This is a genomic window from Oceanobacillus sp. CAU 1775 (assembly GCF_054482815.1).
Window position 1 is genome coordinate 127,496 of the sequence record NZ_JBTLRO010000003.1, and the last position, 23,665, is coordinate 151,160.

The following is a 23,665-nucleotide window of genomic DNA, read 5'->3' on the forward strand; positions in this document are numbered from 1 at the left end:
CATCACTCCTCATACAACAGCTTTAATAATTCTTGTAGTTCTTCAAAAGTTAACCCTATTTCTTTACTATTGGAGATAACTGCACTTAATTGTTCTTCGATCACTCTATGTTTTTTCTCTAAAATCATTTCTAAATTTTGCTCAGCTACAAAAGAACCTTTACCTGCAATTAAATAAATGAACCCTGCTTTTTCTAATTCTTCATAGGCCCGCTTCGTTGTAATTACACTAATACTTAAATCTTTTGCCAACTGTCTAATAGAAGGTAAAGCAGTTCCTTCCGTGAGTTCACCGGACAATATTTTAGCTTGAATCTGTTTAGATATTTGTTCATAGATGGGATCCTTCGAACTGTTTGAAATGATAATTTGCATGCAGAAACCTCCTTTCGATATATTTAATTATCTTATACAGTATATAGAAGTCATAAACACTATATACACTAGTTAATCATGATTATCTTGATTTATCAATAATTTATATGTGGAAAAATGAAATTGAAAAGTGGCATACGGCTTATTCGATATTAAGTGCTATTTAATCGAAATTAGCACTTACTTGTAGATATGTCGTATACAGTCAGTTCAAATTGAATTTCATCTCCGCCGCCAGACTGAGCGAATATCAAACGTTAGTCATTTGAACAGGAACAACTTTTAATATAAAAAAATTTAGATGATAAATGGGAGGCCAACAATTATGTACACTAAGATATTTCAAGAGATAGTTGAAATCATGCACACTGATTATGCTGGATTAATAGATAAAGTTATTTGGCGTAATTCTAAACCGTATGAGAAAGAATATCAGAATTTGAATGTAAAGAAGAATTAACGGAACATTTTTTCTGGAAATTGTTCAAAGAAGTAAAGAGCCTTTTTCTAGATTTAACACAACACTTTTATTTGCTATAATAAACCTAGATAAAACATCTTAGCTAAGCATCACTAACTAAAAAAGGATGCGATAACATGGGTAAGTTTTACAGTTTGGGTGTTATTAAAAATTTTACAGCAAGATCAAATAAATATTTGACGATGGAAGAGTGGAAAACAGCTCTGCAGGACCGGTTGGATCTGTCTTGTTTTGAATTAACACAGGATGAAAATGAAAAGTTGCACGGTACTTTGCATGAGGAACTTTTCGAAGAGAATATCGATGATTTCTATGATGTGTTGAAAAAAATTCTCGGTAAGAATAGAAACACTAATATTGATTATTATCAAGAAACGTTCGGAAACGATATTAACGATTATCAAATAGAATATTCAAAAATCCAATTTAATCCAGAAGAGCATATCGATATAACTGTTGAATTTAATTATGCAATGCTATTTATTGAAGGGAAAGTGATGGCGGAAGAGTTTTATACAGAACCGATACTTTTGAATTGGCTGTTTAGGAACAGTACGATTGAGAATAAACTAGCTGGTTGTATAGCAAGTTATGTTACTGGTTAATAAGTATAAAAGTTACGAAAGCCAGACCCATACAAATTCAGGAGTAAATAATCATGAAAATCCTACTCACCGACTTCGCCCCTTTCGCCGAAATAGAAATAAATCTTGCAATCGAAGTCGTATATAAATCACCGAATAAAACAGAAGAAGCATCAGCAACGGGAATTAATCAACTTTCCATCTATAATCAAAAACAGACCCAACGAAAAAATATAAAATGATTTAATCTCTACAACAAAACGCCCCACAGAAGACTATGGGGCGTTAGATTATTAATATGCATTTCTGATGCAACAATCACTTATACTTTAACGCTATAAAGAAGTGTTTTCGCTATAGATCTCCGTATAACAGAAAAAGAAAGGGATTAAAATCATTACGAATTATAATCATTTTTGAGTATTATTTTATCTTCTATTTAACAATTTTCGTTTTTGCTCTAAAAGCACACGAAATTCTTCATGAAGTACCTCTTCCTGTATAGAGTATCGCAACCGTTCTATACGTGGTTATAAAGTAAGGCCAACCAAAAAAATCTATATTTCGAAACATAGTAATGAACAGAACGTGCATTCTTATTAGCCCTTTGATAGAATATAACTTATAGAGAAACGGAGGGAAAGGGATGAATCGTGACATTACGTTTATTCATGCTGCGGACTTACACTTAGATAGCCCATTTAAGGGCTTAGCAAATACACCTGAACATATTTTCAAAGAGATAAAGGAAAGTACTTTTCTCGCTCTTGAAAGACTAGTTGCAACAGCTATCGAAAAACAAGTCGATTTTATTGTAATTACAGGGGATCTTTTTGATAATGAAAAACAAAGTTTAAAAGCACAAATCCGCTTAAAAAAAGCATTTGAGAATTTGCAAGAAAACCAGATAAATGTTTACCTAAGCTACGGTAATCATGACTATATAAGTGGGAATATTCATGAAGTTGCTTATCCTGATAACGTTTATATTTTCCCAGACGACACCGTTCGCAGCTTTTCCTTTGAAAAAGATGGAAAAGCTCTTGCAGCAATCACAGGATTTAGTTACGTGAATCGTGCGGTTATGCAAAACAAGGCAAATGAGTATCGAATTCAACATCCTGAAGCAACGTATCAGATCGCGATGCTCCATGGTAGTATTCAAGGGAATAATGAGCATGACACATATGCTCCGTTTCAATTATCTGATCTCACTTCGAAGGAATTCGATTATTGGGCTCTTGGGCATATACATAAACGTGAAATCTTAGCAAAAGATCCCTTGATTGTTTACCCAGGAAATATTCAAGGGAGGCATCGGAAAGAAACAGGTGCGAAGGGCTGTTATTATGTTAAATTATCATCTATGGAACAGAAAATAGATTTTATCTCACTTCAAGAAATCCTGTTTCTTCCTTTACAAATAGATGTATCAGACTGTACGAAAGCATATCAATTAGAAAGTAAGATTCAAGAAGTGTTTACTAATGAAAAGTGGGACCAATCCATACTTATTGATTTAACTTTAACAGCCACACATGATGCACTTAGAGATTGGCAATCTTCTGGTCAGTTAGAAGAAATTATTGAAGTACTAAATGAAAACAATGAAAATAAAAGTCCATGGATTTATGTTTTCCGAACAAAAGTTCAAATAGAAGCAGAGCAAAAGCATATATCCTATTTTGGAGAGCATTTCTTAGGTGAATTGCAAACAAGCTTTGAAGAAGCAGTTATTCAAGAGCATCTTGAGGAGCTGTATAATCACCGACAGGCTCGAAAGTATTTAGACAGCTTTCAGGAAGTTGATAAGCAAGATATTCTTGAAGAAGCCCGTAATCAATTATTAAATAAGCTTTTGAAAGGGGAGGAAAATCAGTGAGAATAATGCGTGCTTCTATTTTCGGTTTCGGTAAACTGGTCGATTACTCTCTTGATTTCCCCCAAGAAGGTCCAGTAATAATTTATGGTGAAAATGAATCTGGAAAATCAACTTTCCATCAATTTATTTTATTTATGTTATTTGGAATGCCACCAAGACTGCGGAAGTTCTATCAACCAAAAACGAGTAGTAAATTTGGCGGTCAGCTAGTCTTATTTGATTCCGAAATTGGTGAATTCACCATAGAAAGAACGGATAATAAAAATAATGGAGCAGCTACCTGTTTTACAAATACAGGTGAAGTCTATGATGAATCTTGGTTAAAAGATAGACTACATCAAATGGATCAAAAAACATTCCAAGCGATATTTTCATTCTCAGCATTAGATTTAAATGCCATCAAGGACATGGATGAGGAAAATCTTGGAGAAGTCTTATTAAGTATTGGGTTAACAGGATCTAGCAGTATTTATCAAGTTGAAAAACAGTTGGATGACCGCTTGGCAGAACTATTTAGACCGGCGGCGAAGAATCGGATCATAAATCGTCAACTACAGGTATTGGATGAGCTCGCCGAACAATTGACAGCATATAAAATGAGTGAAGCTAGTTATCGTGAAAAAGTTATGGAAATCGAATCCATCACGAAAACGCTTAAAAGTTTTCAAATGGAAAAACAAGAAAAAGTTAAGCAAAATAACTTTATTACAAAGCAGCGCACAACTTTGCCTGTTATCCAGGAATATCAACAATTGAATCTGAAGCAAGAACAGTTTCAACAAGAAAGCAGTTTTCCGGAAAATGGCATTATGCGACTGGAAAAAGTAAAAGAAGAGTTAAGGCCTCTGGAGAGCGAGTATACCATTTTAGAAAACAATGCGGTTAAAGTGAAAGATAATCTTGCTACACTAAATAAAGAATTGCTAGAAGAGCAGCATATAGAAAAAGTATCAAGCATGATTATGGAAATCGAAAATTCTTTTTCCATGCAAGATAAGTTCCTAAAGCTACAAGACGAACAGGCCGCAATAAAAGCCAAAATAGAAGATGAATTACATGATTTACAATTGAATATAGAAGAGGTTGATTTGGAATCGTTGTCTTTACCTTTCTATATTGAAGAAACCTGGAAGCAATTAAAAGTGGATAAAGAACAGCTAGGGCAGGAAAAAAACCAATTGGAAGAAGCGTTCAATGGGTTGCGTGAAGAAAAGAGATATTATGATACTGCTCTACAAGAAGCCAAAAGAAATTTATTAATGGAAGAACATATAAATGAAATCCGTCAGAAATTAGACCAAAATAGAGAGCATGAACAACTCCAACGTTTACATGAAGCTACAGTTTTAAAACAAAATAAATTTAAGAAAGAAAAAGAAGTAAAAAATAAGAGATCAAAAAATATTTTATTTGGTAGCTTTATTTTACTAGCACTATTTGTGGGATTAGCTTTAATAGTAGATAATAATTTATTCTACGCAATAGCTATATTTTTTATTGTACTAGGCATAGGGCAATATTTCGCAAATAAGCAAAATATAAAACAAATGGATGATATGCTACAATCGCCAATACTCTTTAAAGAACATGAACAATTAACCGAAACGGAAAGAATAGAACTTGAAAGACAACTTAAATTACATGAAGAGAAAGTAAGCGAAGTAGAAAGAATAAGCACCACTATCCAAGAACAAATCGTGAAAGAAATTAAATTAGAAGAGAAGGAACGAATATTTAGGGAAAAGTTGCAAAGACATCAACAGCAGGTAGAGGAACAAATCACAATCTATCCATTTTTAAGGGATAAAAATGTTAGTTACTGGTCCGATTACTATCAAAGACTAAAAGAACTAGCGAAATCGCAACAAATTTATACCCAGTTAGCAGCTGAAATCAGTGACCTGCAAAAGGAAGTGAATAAGATTGATATTGAAGTTAATCAATCAATGGAAGAATTATATCCCGCTATTGAACATATGGACTTAACTTCCACGCTGCAATTTTTAAAGCAATTACTGACAAAAAATGATGAATTAAAGCATAATATTTCCCTCCGAAAAGAGTCATTAAAGGAAATAAAAATTGATTCGGAAAATCTTTTAAAGCGTATGTCGGTATATAAAAATGAAATTGTAGCATTACTTAAAGTTGCGCAAGCAGATACAGAAGAAGCATTTTATGAACTGGCCAGATACACGGAGGAAAAGAGGGAGTTAGAAGCAGCTTTAGAATTGAATAAACAGCAGCTAGATAAAGCTTTTCCACATAACGCATGGTCCTTATTTATCAACGAACATCTAGATGATTTAGAGTTGCAACAAGCACAAGATCAGTTAGAGAAAGAAATTACCGAGCTTGATTATTTTATCGAAGAAAAGCGTTCGAGATTTGCCGAAGTCAATTACGAACGAGATCAGCTAGAGAGTTCAGATGCTTATTCTGCCAAAATGCATCAATTTGAGATGGAAAAAGAAAAACTAAATCAGTTAGGTAGGGAATGGGCGATTCTTAAAACAGAAAAAGAAGTTCTAAGTGATACAAAACAAAAATATCGTGCAAAGTATCTAACAAAAGTGATGGAAGAAACAACGCATTTTCTAGAAAAGATTACAAATGGAAATTATGTGGCTGTCAATGCACCCGAAAATAAAGAAACATTTTGGGTCGTTTCAGAAGATGGTATTCGCTACGATGTAAATGAACTTTCACAAGGAACAATGAACCAGCTTTATGTAGCTCTTCGATTGGCAATAAGTAATGTGATGACTGAGGCCCATGCACTCCCGTTTATTTTGGACGATGCTTTTGTCCACTTTGACGAAGGGCGTAATCGAAAAATGATTGAGATTTTACAGCAGATTGCGACAAGCCAACAAATGATTATTTTTACTTGTAGAAATGATGTACGCGATACAGGGGAAGCACTAAAAATAGCTACAATTGAATTATAAAAAGGCTATGATTTTCAAGCAATCATGATTTAAGCTAGAATGAAAGAATAGACTAGTTTGGAGTGATAGGAATGACGGAAAAGAAAACATATTTTTATGATTTTATCCCAGTTGATGTTCATGTGACTGACGAAGAAAAAGAAGAGATCCTACTAAATTATCCAATCCCTGAATTACCAACGCAAGAGCAAAACTTTAGCTTGGATAATGAAGTGAAAGGTAATCATGTTTCTGTTCGCGTTTTATTAAATGAAGCATCAGTACAAACGACAAAGACAAATAAAGAATTTTTAAAAATGACGTTTAGTAACAATGCCGGATCAATTAGCGCAAAAATGTGGGATAACCAAGGAGCAGTTGAAAAGAATAAACCAATTCTTGATGCTAACTCGATTTTTGATATTGAAGGTGTTGTTGATGAGTTTCGTGGATATAAATCATTAACGATAAATAAACTTAAACCATGTAAAGAAGATATAAACCCATTTTTCTTTTTACCATACACGAGACAAAGTATTGAAGAATATACCGTAGAGTTATTTTCCTATCTTCATGAATTATCTGCACCATACAAAGACATATCATTAGCTGTAATGAATCAATTTTGGGAAGGTTTTAGCATAAGTCCAGCAGCGAAGGGCTTCCACCATAATTATTTGGGAGGCTTGTTAAAGCATACAGTGGGCTTGATGCGATTTGCTAGGTTCATTGTTAAACAAGAAGTGAATCCTTTTCAAGCTGTCATTAAATTGATTAATGTTGTAGAAAAAGCATATAAACAAGAACTGTGGTCCAACTTCCAAAATGAGGAAGGCACAAAGCAAATCGTTTGGAAAGACACAATTGATCACCTCTACCGAATGCTAGCAGGAATGATGGAGCACAAAGAAGACAATCTAAATATAGATGCTTTAATGACAAGTATTCTCATGCATGATATAGGTAAATTATTGGAATATGATTATGCTGGAAAACAATACGCGGAGTTCTCTTTCCTTTACCCGACGGCAACGACTGAGAATTTAAGTGCCCGCAAACAATCAGGCATCACAATGGATGAGTTAGGTGTTATGATTGGTCACATTCCATATGGTGTTTTGATATTAAACCGCATCATTGAACAAGAAAATATTACACTTTCACTCGAGGATATTCATTTGATTTCCCATTGTATCTTATGTCATCATGGTTTGCCTGAATGGGGTTCAACTGTTAGAAACCCACAAACTATCGAGGGATATATTATCCATATTGTCGATTTTCTAGATAGTCGCTATGAGAATACGGAGCAAGTGAAGTAAAGCATTTACCTAAACCGCGAGTGCATCTATTAAGTGTCAACTTGTAATGATTGAGCCACTTTGTTCATATAGATAAGGTAGAAGCAATTGGACAAGGAGGAATGCATGATGATGGTTGGTGGTGTTCCCTTATGGATATTCTTTATAATTATCCTGATTTTCTTTAGTGGTTATATGGCATTTCGAGCAATGACTGCAGAAAGAAAACTTGATGAAGAGTTCATTGAAAGGGAAGGGAAAATATATATCGATAGAATGGTCGAAGAAAAAAAGAAGAACGCAATGCGCAGGCAACATGGAGAGTAAAGCATTGTCCGCTATATATAAATAGAAGCTATCCCCAACGAATGGGAATAGCTTCTATTTTGGTTTAACCTTGTGCTTCTGTTTCTTCCGGTTCTTGTGGATCAAAAATATTTTCTAAATCATCAATGTTAATGTTTACTTCAGCTTCAGAAATTAATTGATTAATTTTTTCTGCTGCTTGTGTCATATCAATTTGTGCTAGAGTTAATTCACGACGAATATTTTCCTTTTCGTCTTCGAATTCTCCAATGCTATCAAGGTCTTCGATTTCACGCTTATCATTTACTTTAATAATATGGAAACCAAACTCACTTTGAACGGGATCACTAATTTCGCCAACTTCCATGCTATAAGCAGCATCCTCGAACTCAGGAACCATTCTTCCAGCACTAAAGTATCCTAGTGCGCCTTCGCTCTCTGCACTTCCATCAATGGAATACTCAGCAGCTAATTCACCGAAATCTCCACCATCATCAAGTTTTGTTTTTACTTCATTTGCTGTTTCTTCATCTGGAACTAAAATATGCTGTGCATCAATTTCTGTCTTCATTCTTTCATAACGCTCTTCAATATCAGCATCTGTTATTTCGATATCTTCGGCAAGTGCTTGTTCTTGTAATAAGCTTGCATAGATAATATTTGCATATTCTTCTTCAGAGCTTATCTGATTCTGCATCAATACCATATCAAAGTTCTCACCAAATTGTTCTTTCGATTTATCAAGTTCACTTTGAACCATTTCGTCAGTAACTTCATATTTATCTTCTAATACTTTTATCGTTACTAATTCACGTAGAACAGATTCACCATATCGAGTTTTTAATTCTTCATAAAACTCATCTTTTGTTATATTACCTGCTTCAGATTCTACAACTGTTTCTGAATCATCTGCATTACATGCTGCAAGGATTAATAGAGATAAAGCAGCCAAAGCAGCGATAGTAAATTTTCTCATCAACGAACACTCCTAATATATTGTCTTATTATTTTACATTGTTAAATATATCATATATTTAACAAAGATAAGTAGTGAAATGAAGAATCCCTCATATTTTCCACTAAACTGCCATATTTAAAACTCTTAAGTAAGAACAAACGAGCATGATTACCATAATCGTATTAATTGTCTTATATACTTTCTTTGCTTTAAGTTCATTCATTTCCATTTTAGTACAAAATTTATGCGCCATTATATTAAAAACAAATAGTACAATAAATGCAAAAGCTAAATAAAATAGAACCACTAAAATCCCCCTTTGAAACATCCCCTAAAAATGTCTATCACTAACTGTATCAAAAATAATTGTTTCTGAACAGTATTTCAAGAAGTTTTCAATAAAAAAACTCCTAGTAAAATGAATCGAGTGGATTCACTTTTAAGCTAGAAGTTTTACAATTACTTACTTTGTTAAAAGAAATCATGCATTAAATGTTTTTTACTTTATTTTCAAGATCTTTCAAGCTTAATTCGATCTGTTCTAAATATTGGTAAATACTTTCTTGATGAGGATCTACTGTTTCTTTCCATTCTTCTACTGATTTTTTCATTTCCTCAGTGATTTCTTTAACGATAACGACACCTTCTTTAGAGGTTTCGCTAAGCTTATCTTTTAAACTAAGGAGGAGATTTTTCATTTCAAAAAGTTGTTCTTTCACACGAAATCTTACATCACGCCCTGATTCTGGTGTACTTAAGAGAGTAGCTGATGCTCCAATTGCACTACCAACAAGGAGTCCAAGAACTAATGATTTACCTTTAGACATAGTGTATTTGCTCCTTTCATTCTTAAAGACTGTATTCACTTTATCCAATCAATTAAAACATTAAATTATTTTGATGGGATTATTTCTATTATACCACGATTAAGACCTGGTGCTAAGTTTTCTACATAAAAAATCCTCTGATAAAGAATATCAGAGGATTTGGTTATCGTTTATACTGCAGAAATTGGATTTGTTCGTTTCATAATACCTTGAACGACAGGATATATAACTGCCATTACAATGATATTTATCGCCATTGCAGGTAGTACTACAAGTGTAAATAATGCGAGTAACCCACCTTCAGGAATTCCACCAATAATTGAAATGACGGTGATGAAAATACTTCCACTTATTAATGTTCCGATACCAGTAAGTGCTGGTACTGAAATGTTTTGATTTAATCGGTTTTTAATTAGTAGAAATAATGCTAGGAAAACAAAAGCAGTGATTGGTTTATCAATCATATTAGCAATTTGTCCGCCTGGTGCGCCTGTTGTAAGTGCAGACATGATCCCAGTTCCAAGTGCAATAATTAACACGTACTTCGGTTTTGGAAATAAGACAATTCCCAAAAACATCATGGCTAACAACATATCTGGCTTAACTCCGAAAAAGATTGGCGGCATAACGGCATGTAATACAGCACCTATACCTACAAGCAATGATAAAATAACTAAAATTCTTACGTTCATCCTAATCTCTCCTATTCTCTTCTCATCTCATTTATTTCCAACTGTACACTCGTTGTCAGTTGCGAAATATTAAATTTTATTATAACAGATATTTCTAATAATAGATAGTGCTATTTTTATTTAATATTTGTATGGATGTCTGCTGCGATTTTTTGAAGATCTTCACTTGTATAATCTTCTGCGTGCGTCGTCCAACCAAGCTGGTAACCATCGCCCTCACCATATCTTGGAATCAAGTGCACATGTAAATGAAAAACAGATTGCTCTGCAGCAGCTTCATTATTTTGCAGCATGTTCATGCCGAGTGGCTCGTAGGTAGCTTTAATTGCATTCGCAATTTTAGGAACGCGTGCAAAGAATTCTTTCGCTACTTCGGCTGATGTTTCATAAATATTTTTCGTATGCGTTTTCGGAATAACTAATGTATGCCCTTTTGTTACTTGGCTAATATCTAGGAAAGCATAAACCTCATCGTCTTCATATACCTTAGCCGAAGGAATTTCTCCATTAATAATTTTACAAAAAATACAATCCTCATGACCCATAAAACTCCACTCCTTTTATTTAAATATTACATCTATTGTATAGGGGAATGGAGGATAAATCAAAAAAGGGGGTGGGAATGCTACTATTGTAATTCTAACGGTCATCAAAATTTCTGCAACGCAGTTTGTTGACCGATACCAGCGTTTTATCGGCCACCAAAATTCTCAAAATACGATTTGTCGACCGATACCCGCGTTCTATCGGCCATCAATTTTCCCGAAACACGATTTGTTGACCGATACCCGCGTTCTATCGGCCACCAATTTTCCCGAATCACGATTTGTTGACCGATACCCGCGTTCTATCGGCCACCAAAATTCTCGAATCACATTTTGTCGACCGATACTCGCATTCTATCGGCCACCAATTTTCCCGAAACGCAATTTATTGACCGATACTCACGCTCCACTAGTCACGAAGCTCAAATTACTCCTCAACAAAAATAGAAACAGGACTGGTTCAAGGGGGATAGAACCAGCCTGCTTTAAGAAGGTAGCAATGCATGCGACAGCTTAAGAATGGGGACTGTGAACGAAATGTGGAGTGAAAATATTTCGTTTACAGTAAAGCTAACAAGTCGATTTTAAGCTTAGAAACCAAACTTTGAAAGCTTTATTTGTCTTAGATGTCGTGATAAGCGTGAGAATTTGTGATTAACACGTAAATTGGCATCATCAAGCACCTCTTTTGTGTATTTCATCAAATTTATACTCGCAAGCATTTCCCTTCATGGGTTATTTTGTTCAGCATCCATCTTCTTATGCATGTAAAATGAAAATGCTGTCGAAAGCTTTGTCGCAGTTTACTTTGGCAATCTTTGTTAAAGATGATAAAATTGATGGAAGTAATTAGCTTTGGAATCAATTAGGAGGTTAGCGCGTGGAATCATTATTACACATCAATAATCTTCACGGTGGATATACACATAAGAATGTTTTGCACGGAATTTCTTTCGATGTTTATCCGAATGAAATTGTCGGGCTTATTGGTTTAAATGGAGCAGGAAAAAGTACTGCGATTAAGCATGTTATCGGATTGATGCACCAAAAGAAAGGTGAAATTGTTGTTAACGGAAAAACATTTAACGACAACCCGACAGCATACCGTAGTCAAATGGCATACATTCCAGAAATGCCAATTCTTTATGACGAATTAACATTGTATGAGCATTTACGTTTGACTGCGATGACATATAATATATCAGAGGAAACCTTCAAAAAGAGACTTGATCCATTATTGAAAGAGTTTCGTATGGAAAAAAAATTAAATTGGTTCCCAGTACATTTTTCAAAAGGAATGCGTCAAAAGGTAATGATCATGTGTGCGTTTCTTATTGAACCACCATTATATATTGTCGATGAACCATTTGTGGGACTTGATCCGCTTGGAATTTCTTCTTATCTAGAAATAATGGAAAACATGAAGAAAAAAGGTGCGGGCGTTTTAATGTCGACTCATATCTTGGCAACTGCAGAACGCTATTGTGACCGCTTTGTGATTTTACATGAAGGGGTAATTCGAGCGTATGGTACGCTAGCTGACTTACGAGAAAGCTTCAACATGCCAGAGGCTACTCTAGACGACTTATATCTACAATTAACGAAAGAAGAAGATAGCCATGTTTGATGCGCATGCCTTTTATAAAGAACGTCTTTCCATGCACATAAAAGAGCTTAGCCGTTACCTGCGCTACATATTTAATGGGCATATCGCTGTAGCTTCATTTTTCTTTATCGCTGCGATTGCTTATTATTATCAAGCTTGGCTCGCGCAACTTCCTGAAAATTTTCCTAGTGCACTTATTATTGGAATAGCATTTGGTTTGTTAGCTAGCTATAGCCCGATTCGTACATTATTGAAAGAGCCAGATCTTGTCTTTTTAGTAGTTGCTGAAGAAAAGATGCGTCCTTATTTTCGAAATGCTATCATCTATAGTTTTCTTATTCAATTATATGTTGTTTTATTAGTTGCGGCTGCTCTGGGGCCATTATATTCAGCAAGTTTTTCCGACCGTGAAGGAAGCCCATACTTATTAACAATTCTAGTGTTACTTATTTATAAAGTTGGGAACCTTCTTGTAAACTGGTGGATGTACCGAGTAAGGGAAAGTCGAACAAGGCGTATCGAGTTATTAAGTCGTACGATTGTTAATATCCTCGTTTTTTACTTTCTCGTTGCAGGTGAAATATTACTAGCGAGCATCATGACGATTATATTCACCGCTGTTTTCTTATATATCTATTCTTTATCTGTGAAGAAACCAGGTGTTTTATGGGATCTATTACTTGAAAAGGATCAGAATAGAATGCAATCCTTCTATAGAATTGCAAATATGTTTAGTGATGTTCCGCATATAAAAAGTCGAATTAGTAAAAGACAATGGCTTGTTTCGTTGTTAACTAAAAATATTACGTTTGAAAAACGCTATACTTTTGACTATCTTTACCGAATTACTTTTATAAGAAGTGGCGATTACCTAGGAATGTATCTCCGCTTAATCGTTTTAGGCGGAATTTTTATTCTGATGATACCGAATATATGGGTGAAATTATTATTTTCTCTCCTATTCATTTATTTAAGCAGCTTCCAAATGATGGCGTTATATAAACATCACCGCACAGTAATGTGGCTAGATATCTATCCAATTGAGGAAAGTGACCGTCAATCATCGATGTTAAAACTTCTTTATCAACTAGGATTTTTGCAAACGATAATTTTTTCAGCATTATTTTTAGTTGATCAAGCTTATATTGGTTTTGTTTTAACACTGGTAGCTGGAATAGTATTCACCTATTTATTCACAAATGGTTATATAAAAAAGAAATTAGTATAATGTATCTTTTATGGTAATATCAATATAAAGAATATTTAAAATGACTATAAATTGTTATTCAGTTTATAGTCATTTTTTTATTAGGGGGAGTATTTTATCGTGAAACAATTTTTTGGAATATTTGTTTTGTCGATCATGTTGTGGGGGACTTTTGTTTTCTTTTTCCTAGGCTTGTTGATTCAAACCATGTGGGGTCTCGTTTTAATACCTGCATTCGTGATGGCCGTACTAATTAAATTTCTTGTAGAACAAGATTCAAGAATAAATAACTTAGAAGATAAAATTATAGAGTTGGCGAATGAAGCGGAAAATTAATATTTTGCGATAAATTGAAACTACATCCTGTTTTCAACGTCTAATTGTTAAAAGGGGTGCTTCGCTTATGAAAAAACATACATTGATTTATGGAATTTTACTTGTACTAATTTTAATGGGTTGTGGAACTTCAATGAATGGAAAAAATGCATCAGATTTTGAGCCAACTTCATACGAGTCTATAAATGATTTAAATGGAGTTACGATGCAGGTTGTAGAAGAAACGGTTTCTCCACTTGGATTATCCGTGCGTATAGAAAATAATTCGGATAACCGAGTAGTTTTTAGTGATGATTTTTTACTTGAAATGAAAATAGCTGAAGATTGGTTTCAAGTTCCAATAAAATTAGAAAGCTACGGATTCAATGATATTGGTTATGAAGTGGAGCCTGGAGCTTCTGAAGAATGGCCTGCTAATTTTGAATGGTTATATGGCAGTCTAGAAGATGGTGATTATCGCATCTTTAAAAAAGTCCTGGATTTCAGGGGACCAGGAGATTTTGATGAGTACGATGTGGCTGCAGAATTTACGATTAATGAGGCAAGTTGACCTTAAAAATTAATTTCTAATCGAAAAGGGTGTTAAAATGATATTTTTTAAACCGATGGCTGATACAGAAAATAATAATTGGAAGAAAAGCGCAATTATTGGCTTTTACACATACCTGATTATTTTATTCATTGATCAGTCTTATTATATATTTAATGAAAAAAGCTTAATATCTAGTGTAGTCATTTTTTGGATTGGATTAATCGTTGTTTTCACAAGTAATTTTATATTGAATGTCTTAGCAAAAAGAAATAAGGATTCCATGCGAATGAGCAAGAATCCTAGGGAGTGAAGTGCGATTTTAGTAAGGAAGGGTTTCTTTTTATTTTTTCTTCAATTCTTCCTTATTTTTTTCAATTGTTTCTTTAACTTTTTCCATTTGCTCTTGATAGGCATCTTCTACATCTGTTGTAGAAGGGATAAAAGGCTCTGGATTATAATCAGTACGCTTTCCATAACGCAGCATTTGATAAATAATCATGCCGTTGTTTGGTTTCCCGTTTACAGTAAGCATAGGAATAGCATCGAATAATACATAGAAGAAAGTATAGAAAACAAAACGATTCCAAAATGTTTCATACTCGGTTATAAAGTCATTCGCTATCAATGCATTTATAAGTAGGCCAGAAATAACATTTACTAAGATTGGACTTGCATAAAGGATAACGTAAGCAATTTTACTTTCATTTTTTAATGTATCATAAGAAAACCAACTGTATAGATGATAATATTTTCTCACATCAAGTATACCAATCTTGAAAATACGTGGGCCGGATCCTAAGGTGATTCTACAATTTTTTGCTCCGAATATAAGGCCGGAAATTAAATACCCTAGTTCCCTTAAGAAAATGACTGATGGGAAAATAATAAATGCTGATATAATGAGTCCAACCAAATCAGAAAGACCGAACATAAACATACCTCCATTCTGCCTTACCGATTACATAAACTTTGCGAAGCTTCTATTCTGTAATTCTTCCACAAAAAGCTAAAATTGAAACAAAGCCTCATTAATATATTTTTTCTGATTATTTAGCGCTGTTAATTTCTAATATTGTGTTGAGGATAAACCCGCTTCGGAAATATACTCCGCTTTCCGCGGGCGGCTGGTGAGCTTCCTCATACGCTTTGCGTACTGCGGAATCTCACCTAAGCCTTTCCTCCCGCAAGAGTCTCCGTATATTTCCGAAGCTCAATTTACACTTTGAATTTCTTATTGGTTGAAATATCAACAGTAAGCTTTAAGATAGCCAGTTATTTAAGAAGCCATTCTAATACTCAAGCTCATTTCTCACCATAGTTTATGGTATTATTTGAATATACTAGATTCATAGAAATAATTTTAAATGTTAATACCATCATTTTAAAACGGAGGAAATCAATGAAACGAAGTAAAAATATCATTATCTTTCTATTTTGTGTCATTCTTTTATCAGTGGGGATTTGGATTTTTCAAATCATGACAGATAGAATGCCACTCATTGACCAAGTAACAAGAAGTACGGTAGATAAATTAGAATCATCTTTTCTGTTTGACGTCTTTCGGATGATTACTAATCTTGGTTCAGAATTCTTTCTTTATCCATTCGTACCAATCGCAGGAATTTTACTAATTATATGGTACAAGCATTGGCTGCCAGGTTTACTCTTTGCCGGTGGAACATTACTCGCTCATATACTAAATATCTTTATCAAGCAAGTTGTCGTAAGAGATCGACCTAGCATTTCTGTCTCGGCAAATGCGGAGGGGCATAGTTTTCCATCCGGTCATTCCATGATTCCGATGGTTTGTTACGGACTACTAGCATACTTTATCGCTAGAAAATTAAAATCAAAAGCGGCAATTCTCACCGTGCAAATTTTAGCAGCACTTCTAATTTTCCTAATTGGAATAAGTCGTTATGTGATTAATGTCCATTATCTAACAGATGTTATTGCAGGATTCTTTTTCGGATTTCTTCTATTGATCGCTCTTATTTTCTTATATGAACGAATCACTGTAAAACGGACTCGGTCTTAAGGCTGAGAGAAAAGCAATCTTCAGAAGGTTATCTCAAGAGTTAAGCTAAGATAAACTATAGATAACAAGTAAGAGAGCTGGTTTTATAATTGAAACAGTTCAACAAGAAAAGGGTGATGACAGTGAGTAATTTTCTTCGAATATTTCTTGCAGTATTTTTAATTGGTACAGGGATTATGCTTGTTCTTTCAAATCTTGGCATTGCAGATTTTGGAATTGGCTCCTTATGGCATAATATCTACCCTGTCTTTATATTGGTTATTGGATTGAAATGGTTATTTGATTTTTTAAGAAGACGCGGAACACATTGGTTCCTAGGTTTATTCTTTGTAGTTTTCGGTAGTTTATTACTTCTTGACCGTTTTGAAATCATTACTTTTTACTTTAAAGATGTCTTCAAGTTATGGCCTTTATTAATTATTTATGTTGGATTTGCTATCTTTGGATTTAGCTCCGGTAGAGGGATGATTGTTATTAACCGAGGAAAAGATAGAACTTCTTCTACAGAAAATTGGAATAAACAATATGGGAATGCGCAAAAGTTTGTTGTAGGAGATCATGATTTTAGTAAACCAAACTGGCGTGTGGAACCTATGAATATACGAACGATGGCAGGAGATTTCTATATGGACTTCTCTAAAGCCTATATTCCTGAAGGTGAGACACCAGTATATATTCGCAGTTTAGCAGGCGATGTGCACTTGCTTGTACCTGAAACGCTTGAATTTAGAATACAAGCGAAAGTTAAGGCTGGAGATATCGAAATATTGGGCAGTGACATGGGTGGAATCAACCGTTCTTATTCTTACCAATCACCTAATTATGAAGCAGCAGATCGTAAGCTTGATTTTGATATTGATTTGAAAGCTGGCAGTATTCGTTTGGACAGTGTATAGGAGGTCAGGAAAAATGAAAAGTAGATTTTCAAGTATCCGATTTATTTTTATTCGTTCTCATTTATCTGGACTTGTAGTCACCACGATTACACTGCTAGCGCTTCTTCTATCCATTTATGTTTTATTTGAACCAGAGTGGCTTTCTGCAGGCGCAATTTTTGTCTTTATTATTTCTTATCTTATTTTAGGGACAATCATTGCACTTTATACAGGTTTTACCATGAGTGGAAATATGAAATCTAGACTTGATTCCTTATCCGTATTAATTACTCAATTCTCTAATGGGAACTATCAGTCTAGCGTATACTTTGAAGAGGAAGATGAGATTGCAAGAATTGGTAGTGAATTAAATGAGTTAGGGAAAAAGTTACAAGCCCAAGTAAAATCTTTGCAACGTATGGCTGATGAAAAAGCGGAATTTGCAAAGTCAGCACATAAATCTGCCGTAATTGAAGAAAGACAGCGACTAGCGCGCGATCTTCATGATGCGGTTAGTCAGCAACTTTTCGCTTTAAATATGATGTCGGAAGCTGCGGTCAGGCAAATCGATGTTAATCCAGATGTTGCGAAGGACCAGATTATAGAGGTTTCCAATATTGCTTTACAAGCACAAACAGAAATGCGTGCGCTTTTACTTCATTTGCGACCTGTTCATTTATCAGGGGACCCATTGCCGAAAGGAATACATAAATTAATTAGTGAATTGCAAATGCGTAGTCAAATTGATTTTCAAGTGAATGTGAATGATGAATTAATTTTAAATGAAACAACAGAAGAACATGTTTTTCGTATTATTCAAGAAGCGCTTTCCAATATTCTAAGACACTCCCAAGCTACGATCGTTAATTTAGATATCACCACCCGTAAAAATGAGTTGTTTGTTCATATTAGAGATAATGGGAAAGGCTTTGATATTGCTGATGAAAATGGAAATAAAACTTCTTACGGCATGCGAACGATGCGAGAACGAAGTGAAGAAATAGGTGGGACATTCAAAATTCATTCGAAACTGGGAGAAGGAACATACCTTGATATTCGAATACCTTGTTAAAGGGGGAAAAGCAAATGGTACGGGTTGTAGTTGTTGATGACCATGATGTGGTGCGAAAAGGAATTATTGCATTTTTAACAACAGATGAGAGAATTGAGGTAGTCGGTCAGGCCTCAAGTGGTAATAAAAGCATTCCAATCATCAAGGAAGAAAAGCCAGATGTCGTCTTAATGGATCTGATGATGGAGGACGGAAATGGTATTGAAGCAACAGAGCAAATTATGAAACTAGATTCAAATTGTAAAGTAATCATTTTAACAAGCTTCTATGATGATGAGCAAATTTTTCCTGCTATTGAAGCGGGAGCTTTTAGTTATATTTTGAAAACATCTTCTGCAACGGAAATTGTTGATGTTATATTAAAGGCTGCAAAAGGCGAAAATGTAATTGAACCAAAAGTTGCTGGAAAGATGATGACGAATTTTCGTAAACCGGAGAAAAAATTGCATGAGGATTTAACAGAAAGAGAAATGGAAGTATTACTTTGTATTGGGAACGGGATGACAAACCAAGAAATTAGTGAAGAATTATTTATTGGGATAAAAACAGTGAAGACACATGTGAGTAATATTTTATCAAAACTTGAAGTGAAAGATCGAACACAGGCGGCTGTCTATGTGCACCGAAACAAATTATTATAGTTCACGGAACGTTCAAAAGTTATTTTGAAATGAAGCATAATTATTGTAATAAAAACCTGTGGTTCGTATAATGAAAAACGAAGATATGTGAAAGGAATAATCCGATGCGAAATCTGACGAAAAAAGCAGAAAACCTTTTGCTGCTTATCTGGGTACAAGCACTACTCGCAACAACAGGCAGTCTTTTTTATTCTGAAGTTATGGGATACATACCCTGTGAACTTTGCTGGTATCAACGAATTTTAATGTACCCGTTAGTAATCATTTATGGTTTAGCACTGTTTAAAAGAGATCTTAAAATTGCTTATTCAGGATTATTTTTAAGTGGAATTGGTTTTTTTGTTTCTACTTATCACTATTTAGTTCAAAAAGTGCCAGCGTTTCAAGGAATGGGCGGTTCTTGTTCAGGACCAGTTCCATGTAATGCAATCTATGTAAATTATTTTGGATTTATAACGATTCCTTTCTTGGCAGCTGTAGCATTTCTAGTTATTTTTATTGTGCATCTTATACTTCTTAAGGAAAAAGGGAGGAACTAATGTATGGGAAAGAAAGTTATTATTATCGTAGGAGCAATTGCAATATTATTCGTTGCGCTATTCTTCGCAATTAATTATAAAAATGATAAAGCACTTGAAGGAGATAATCCTTACGGTACAACTGATTTAGATCAAGCGACAATTGATCAATTAAATAATCCGCTGTATGGAAATCAAGTTTTACCTGATGATTTATTGGAACAAGTGACGAGTGGCGAATCGACTACTGTATACTTCTACAGTCCAACATGTTCGTTTTGTCAGCAAACAACTCCGTATCTTGTACCATTATCAGAGGATATGAATGTTGATTTGAAAAAATTAAACCTGCTTGAATTTGGCGGGGAAGCAGCACCATTCAGAATTCAATCAACACCAACTGTTGTTCATTATGAAGATGGGGAAGAAGTTTTCCGTCTTGAAGGACAACACACAGAAGAACAGTACGAAGCATTCTTTAATGAATATGTTTTAACAGAAAGTGAATAAAGCACAAAGGCGCAAGTGCCCGGTCAGCGACGTACAAACTGCGCCCCACAGGACGTGGGGTGGTTCAACGTTGCGACGTGATGTCGCGATTTTAGTTGAACTTCCTTTTTCAATTGAGATAAAGGAAACACGACGAGGTACGAGTCGATGTTGACTTATCGATTGAAGAAGTGCGAAGTTTGATAGTCGGTGGGCGCTGGAGCCGGACGTGGCTTTCCCACTAATAATATCCAAAGCATAGAAGTTTTATAACTTCCTTGATAAATAAAAAGGGCCAACTGATAGGTAATAAAATCAGCTGGCTCTTTTTTTATTCTTTATTTTCTTCTTCTACATACATGTTATAGGTTGCTAAAAATGGTCGCTCTTCAAAATAGTCTAGAGGTTTTACAGTGTTCTCCCCGTGTACTGCAGCAAACTCAGGTGAGTTTTTCCAGTTTTCGAAATCTGTTTTAGAATTCCATTGGGTAAACGCAATATATACATTTCCTTTTTTAGGCTTTAATAAGCGAACTGCTTGAAACCCAGGGACTGTTTCGATATCTCCCATTCTTTTTGTGAAGATAGACTCGAATAGCGGCTCACTTTCTTCACGCACAGGGATGTTATTCATCGCTACATATCCTGTTTCAAAGACATGACCAGCTTTGGCAAGTATTTCGTATGTTCTCCCAGATTGGAAAATTTCTTTGTTTGGATGTTCGTAATAAGCAATCGCTCTTTCATTATTAGACATAAGTCGAACATCAAAACCACTATGTTTTTCTTGTAGTTTTATTAAAAAATCAATTGTCCCACTCGTTATAAAAGCTTTCATCATTTTTCCCCTTTCTCGACTATTTATATTTATACTACTTTAATCATACCCCAAATCGAAGCAATTTACGCTGTTGTTTTACTATAATCTCTTTGGAGTTGGCTATGTAAGGTAGAGTGTTGATATTTCATGAAATATTAATTAAAAAGTGAAAATCAGCTTCGGAAATATACGAAGACTCCAGCGGGAAAAAAGGCATAGGTGAGATCCCGCAGTACGCGAAGCGTGCGAGGAAGCTCACCAGCCGCCCGCGGAAAGCGTAGTATATTTCCGAAGCGGGTCTACGCTCCTTACTAATGTAACTTATGAAATACAAAAGCTTAAATATGAACACTTTGTAGCAGTCTTAGCTAACTCTTAATCTCAATTGCTTGCTAATCACTTTATAGTCTACCTTTTTTAAAGTATAATTTATAGAAGCAGAGGTGTAGATATGCGTAGACAAGATCGTAGAAAAAAGTCGATAAAGAAGAGATTTAAATGGATTTTAATTAGTTTGGCCATCGCGTTCGCGTTAGGCTTATTTGGTTTTATATCCATTATTTATTTTGGTAGTTTAGTAGTGGATGATGATAAATTAATTTTATATGAAACGACAACAATTGAAACAGCAGATGGCGAAGTAATCAAGGAAATATATACGGAAAATAGGAATTACATACCTATCGAGCAAATTCCTGATCATGTAAAAAACGCTTATATTGCAATTGAAGATCAACGTTTTTACGAACATTATGGAGTAGATGTAAAGTCGATTGCACGAGCTGTATACAAAGATATAGTTGCAATGAGTAAGGTCGAAGGTGCAAGCACAATTACGCAACAATTAGCGAAAAATTTGTTTTTACACAATGAAAAGACTTGGTCAAGAAAGATAAAAGAAGCGATGGCAGCAGTTTATATGGAAACACAAATGACCAAAGATGAAATTCTTGAGCTTTATTTGAATGAAATTTATTTTGGTCATGGATTATACGGAATTGAAAAAGCTTCTAATTTCTATTTTTCTAAAAGTACTTCAGATTTAACGGTTGCTGAAGGGGCACTGCTTGCTGGGCTAGCGAAGGCTCCCAATGGCTACTCACCGATAAATCATCCAGATAAAGCACTAGAAAGAAGAAATCTCGTACTTACCATCATGCAAAATACGGGAATGATATCGACAGAAACAAAACAACTAGAGGAAAGAAAGAATCTAGGTCTGCAAATAAAAGAAGCAGAATCAAAACCATGGGCTGATAGCTACGTTGACTTGGTTGTTAAAGAAGCACAAGAAAAACAAAATATTACGAGCGATCACCTAAGTAAAGGTGGTTATCGAATCGTAGTCGCATTGGATGAAGAAATCCAACGAATCGCCTATGAAAAATTCAAAGATGATGACTATTTCCCAGGAAATACAGCTGGTGTAGAAGGCGCATTTGTCATGATGGAACATGAATCAGGAAGAATTGTGTCGGCTATTGGTGGACGAGATTACCAGTTAAGTAATTTAAATCGGGTTACTGTTAACCGTCAACCTGGTTCAACCTTTAAACCATTAGCAGTTTTTGGTCCTGCATTAATGCAACCGGAAAAATATAATGCTTATAGTTTACTTCCTGATGGAGAACATACAAACGAAACATATCTTGCTGCGAATGTTGATGGTGTTTATGCAGAAATTGTCACATTATATGATAGTATTGTCGCTTCCAAAAACGTTCCGACAATCTGGTTGCTTGATCAGATAGGAATAGCAGAATCAAAAAGTTATTTAGATAAAATGGATATGCCGATCACGGACGAAGGATTAGCAATCGCACTAGGTGCACTATCTGAAGGTGTATCTCCTTTAGATATTATGGAGGGATATAGAACCTTTGCGGCAAATGGTAATGGAATTGAATCTTATGCTATAGAAGAAATTTATGATAAAAATGATAAATTAATTTATCAAGCTGAAAAGAATGAAAAAGAAGTTTTCAATCCGCAAGTCGCATGGGATATGACAGAGATGCTTTCGAAGGCTGTTGAAAATGGATCATCACAGGCTGGGGAATATTCGAAAGCTTTAGCAGGGAAAACAGGTACAACAGAACATCCACATGTCGAAGATCAAGTGAAAGATGCATGGTTTGCAGGGTATACTCCAGAATATGTAACAGCATTGTGGATGGGATATGATGTTTCAGATAAAGACCATTATCTAACTGGAGGAAGCTCCTACCCGACAAGACTAACGAAAGATATACTTACTGAAGTCGATAAAATAAAACCATTAGGGGAATCTTTTGAGCGTCCGTCATATGTAGAAGCACTTCCAGAGCCAATCCAGATTGAAGCAGTAACGAATGTGAAAGCAACGTATGAACTTGGTGGATTTTCTCTTGTTAAAGCAAGAATTACTTGGGATGCTCTCGGTGATGACCGAATCGTTTATCGCATCTATGAAGAAAGAGACGGCATTGATCGTCGTGTAGGTGAGGTAGAAGGGGAAAGTGAATACGTAATTAATCATGCTTTATTCAAAAATAAAGGATATTATGTTGTAGCGTATGATCCTTTGACGAAACTTGAAAGTAGAAAATCAGAGACAGTGAAATTAGAATTTTGATGAGAAAAACCGGTTATGAATTGTTGGAGACCAACTT

General features: G+C 34.8%; 28 protein-coding genes. 20 read left to right on the plus strand and 8 right to left on the minus strand.

What is annotated here, in order from left to right:
* Positions 1-2: 2 nt before the first annotated feature.
* The gene (locus tag ACXYMZ_RS06745) at positions 3-374 is read right to left on the minus strand and encodes a GntR family transcriptional regulator (RefSeq protein WP_458947619.1); all 372 of its coding nucleotides are present in this window, start codon (positions 372-374) and stop codon (positions 3-5) included.
* A gap of 325 nt (positions 375-699) precedes the next feature.
* On the opposite strand from ACXYMZ_RS06745, the gene ACXYMZ_RS06750 reads away from it, so the two are divergent.
* From ACXYMZ_RS06750 to ACXYMZ_RS06780, 7 genes are all read left to right on the plus strand, one after another.
* Complete coding sequence (locus ACXYMZ_RS06750) at positions 700-834, plus strand: hypothetical protein (RefSeq protein ID WP_458947620.1); 135 nt, start codon at positions 700-702, stop codon at positions 832-834.
* A 137-nt stretch (positions 835-971) separates the two neighbouring features.
* Complete coding sequence (locus tag ACXYMZ_RS06755; protein WP_458947621.1) at positions 972-1,460, plus strand: hypothetical protein; 489 nt, start codon at positions 972-974, stop codon at positions 1,458-1,460.
* Between the two features lie 53 nt (positions 1,461-1,513).
* Positions 1,514-1,681 carry a hypothetical protein gene (locus tag ACXYMZ_RS06760; protein ID WP_458947622.1) on the plus strand — a complete coding sequence of 56 codons (168 nt, stop codon included), beginning with the start codon at positions 1,514-1,516 and terminating at the stop codon, positions 1,679-1,681.
* Positions 1,682-2,085: 404 nt separating this feature from the next.
* Positions 2,086-3,321, plus strand: coding sequence for a metallophosphoesterase family protein (locus tag ACXYMZ_RS06765; RefSeq protein ID WP_458947623.1), 1,236 nt, complete (start codon positions 2,086-2,088; stop codon positions 3,319-3,321).
* A gap of 5 nt (positions 3,322-3,326) precedes the next feature.
* A complete protein-coding gene (locus ACXYMZ_RS06770) occupies positions 3,327-6,272 on the plus strand; it encodes an AAA family ATPase (RefSeq protein ID WP_458947830.1) in 2,946 nt (981 codons plus the stop codon).
* Between the two features lie 71 nt (positions 6,273-6,343).
* On the plus strand, positions 6,344-7,573 hold the full coding sequence (locus ACXYMZ_RS06775; protein ID WP_458947624.1) for an HD domain-containing protein: 1,230 nt from the start codon (positions 6,344-6,346) through the stop codon (positions 7,571-7,573).
* A 105-nt stretch (positions 7,574-7,678) separates the two neighbouring features.
* Positions 7,679-7,879: a sporulation YhaL family protein gene (locus ACXYMZ_RS06780; protein ID WP_458947625.1), complete on the plus strand. Its 201-nt coding sequence runs from the start codon at positions 7,679-7,681 to the stop codon at positions 7,877-7,879.
* A 64-nt stretch (positions 7,880-7,943) separates the two neighbouring features.
* Here the strand turns inward: ACXYMZ_RS06780 and ACXYMZ_RS06785 are convergent, their stop codons facing one another.
* The 5 genes from ACXYMZ_RS06785 to ACXYMZ_RS06805 all read right to left on the minus strand — a co-directional run bounded on the left by ACXYMZ_RS06785 (position 7,944) and on the right by ACXYMZ_RS06805 (position 10,880).
* Entirely contained in the window at positions 7,944-8,834 is an 891-nt protein-coding gene (locus tag ACXYMZ_RS06785; protein WP_458947626.1) for a peptidylprolyl isomerase, read from the minus strand.
* Positions 8,835-8,937: 103 nt separating this feature from the next.
* Positions 8,938-9,123 (minus strand): hypothetical protein, encoded by a 186-nt coding sequence (locus ACXYMZ_RS06790; RefSeq protein ID WP_458947627.1) that lies wholly within the window; start codon positions 9,121-9,123, stop codon positions 8,938-8,940.
* A gap of 181 nt (positions 9,124-9,304) precedes the next feature.
* Positions 9,305-9,643 carry a YtxH domain-containing protein gene (locus ACXYMZ_RS06795; RefSeq protein WP_458947628.1) on the minus strand — a complete coding sequence of 113 codons (339 nt, stop codon included), beginning with the start codon at positions 9,641-9,643 and terminating at the stop codon, positions 9,305-9,307.
* 170 nt (positions 9,644-9,813) lie between these two features.
* Positions 9,814-10,335, minus strand: a complete 522-nt coding sequence (locus ACXYMZ_RS06800; protein WP_458947629.1) for a tryptophan transporter — start codon at positions 10,333-10,335, stop codon at positions 9,814-9,816.
* A gap of 116 nt (positions 10,336-10,451) precedes the next feature.
* Positions 10,452-10,880, minus strand: coding sequence for an HIT family protein (locus tag ACXYMZ_RS06805; protein WP_458947630.1), 429 nt, complete (start codon positions 10,878-10,880; stop codon positions 10,452-10,454).
* 730 nt (positions 10,881-11,610) lie between these two features.
* On the opposite strand from ACXYMZ_RS06805, the gene ACXYMZ_RS06810 reads away from it, so the two are divergent.
* The 6 genes from ACXYMZ_RS06810 to ACXYMZ_RS06835 all read left to right on the plus strand — a co-directional run bounded on the left by ACXYMZ_RS06810 (position 11,611) and on the right by ACXYMZ_RS06835 (position 14,871).
* On the plus strand, positions 11,611-11,733 hold the full coding sequence (locus ACXYMZ_RS06810; RefSeq protein WP_458947631.1) for a hypothetical protein: 123 nt from the start codon (positions 11,611-11,613) through the stop codon (positions 11,731-11,733).
* 27 nt (positions 11,734-11,760) lie between these two features.
* Entirely contained in the window at positions 11,761-12,507 is a 747-nt protein-coding gene (locus tag ACXYMZ_RS06815) for an ABC transporter ATP-binding protein (protein WP_458947632.1), read from the plus strand.
* Complete coding sequence (locus tag ACXYMZ_RS06820; RefSeq protein ID WP_458947633.1) at positions 12,500-13,714, plus strand: ABC transporter permease; 1,215 nt, start codon at positions 12,500-12,502, stop codon at positions 13,712-13,714. The genes ACXYMZ_RS06815 and ACXYMZ_RS06820 overlap by 8 nt, the downstream gene beginning before the upstream one ends.
* 99 nt (positions 13,715-13,813) lie before the next feature.
* Positions 13,814-14,029 (plus strand): hypothetical protein, encoded by a 216-nt coding sequence (locus ACXYMZ_RS06825; protein ID WP_458947634.1) that lies wholly within the window; start codon positions 13,814-13,816, stop codon positions 14,027-14,029.
* Between the two features lie 67 nt (positions 14,030-14,096).
* Positions 14,097-14,579 carry an immunoglobulin-like domain-containing protein gene (locus ACXYMZ_RS06830; RefSeq protein WP_458947635.1) on the plus strand — a complete coding sequence of 161 codons (483 nt, stop codon included), beginning with the start codon at positions 14,097-14,099 and terminating at the stop codon, positions 14,577-14,579.
* Between the two features lie 37 nt (positions 14,580-14,616).
* The gene (locus ACXYMZ_RS06835; protein WP_458947636.1) at positions 14,617-14,871 is read left to right on the plus strand and encodes a hypothetical protein; all 255 of its coding nucleotides are present in this window, start codon (positions 14,617-14,619) and stop codon (positions 14,869-14,871) included.
* Positions 14,872-14,901: 30 nt separating this feature from the next.
* Here the strand turns inward: ACXYMZ_RS06835 and ACXYMZ_RS06840 are convergent, their stop codons facing one another.
* On the minus strand, positions 14,902-15,492 hold the full coding sequence (locus ACXYMZ_RS06840; protein WP_458947637.1) for a hypothetical protein: 591 nt from the start codon (positions 15,490-15,492) through the stop codon (positions 14,902-14,904).
* A 468-nt stretch (positions 15,493-15,960) separates the two neighbouring features.
* On the opposite strand from ACXYMZ_RS06840, the gene ACXYMZ_RS06845 reads away from it, so the two are divergent.
* The 6 genes from ACXYMZ_RS06845 to ACXYMZ_RS06870 all read left to right on the plus strand — a co-directional run bounded on the left by ACXYMZ_RS06845 (position 15,961) and on the right by ACXYMZ_RS06870 (position 20,215).
* The gene (locus ACXYMZ_RS06845) at positions 15,961-16,599 is read left to right on the plus strand and encodes a phosphatase PAP2 family protein (RefSeq protein WP_458947638.1); all 639 of its coding nucleotides are present in this window, start codon (positions 15,961-15,963) and stop codon (positions 16,597-16,599) included.
* A 116-nt stretch (positions 16,600-16,715) separates the two neighbouring features.
* Complete coding sequence (liaF, locus tag ACXYMZ_RS06850; RefSeq protein WP_458947639.1) at positions 16,716-17,495, plus strand: cell wall-active antibiotics response protein LiaF; 780 nt, start codon at positions 16,716-16,718, stop codon at positions 17,493-17,495.
* A gap of 13 nt (positions 17,496-17,508) precedes the next feature.
* The gene (locus tag ACXYMZ_RS06855) at positions 17,509-18,546 is read left to right on the plus strand and encodes a sensor histidine kinase (RefSeq protein WP_458947640.1); all 1,038 of its coding nucleotides are present in this window, start codon (positions 17,509-17,511) and stop codon (positions 18,544-18,546) included.
* 14 nt (positions 18,547-18,560) lie between these two features.
* Positions 18,561-19,187 carry a response regulator gene (locus tag ACXYMZ_RS06860; protein WP_458947641.1) on the plus strand — a complete coding sequence of 209 codons (627 nt, stop codon included), beginning with the start codon at positions 18,561-18,563 and terminating at the stop codon, positions 19,185-19,187.
* A 104-nt stretch (positions 19,188-19,291) separates the two neighbouring features.
* Positions 19,292-19,726, plus strand: coding sequence for a disulfide oxidoreductase (locus ACXYMZ_RS06865; RefSeq protein WP_458947642.1), 435 nt, complete (start codon positions 19,292-19,294; stop codon positions 19,724-19,726).
* A 3-nt stretch (positions 19,727-19,729) separates the two neighbouring features.
* Positions 19,730-20,215: a thioredoxin family protein gene (locus tag ACXYMZ_RS06870; protein ID WP_458947643.1), complete on the plus strand. Its 486-nt coding sequence runs from the start codon at positions 19,730-19,732 to the stop codon at positions 20,213-20,215.
* Positions 20,216-20,525: 310 nt separating this feature from the next.
* Here ACXYMZ_RS06870 and ACXYMZ_RS06875 read toward each other — a convergent pair whose 3' ends face one another.
* Positions 20,526-21,032: an antibiotic biosynthesis monooxygenase family protein gene (locus ACXYMZ_RS06875; RefSeq protein WP_458947644.1), complete on the minus strand. Its 507-nt coding sequence runs from the start codon at positions 21,030-21,032 to the stop codon at positions 20,526-20,528.
* 433 nt (positions 21,033-21,465) lie between these two features.
* On the opposite strand from ACXYMZ_RS06875, the gene ACXYMZ_RS06880 reads away from it, so the two are divergent.
* Positions 21,466-23,628 (plus strand): transglycosylase domain-containing protein, encoded by a 2,163-nt coding sequence (locus ACXYMZ_RS06880; RefSeq protein ID WP_458947645.1) that lies wholly within the window; start codon positions 21,466-21,468, stop codon positions 23,626-23,628.
* The last annotated feature ends 37 nt before the right edge of the window (positions 23,629-23,665 follow it).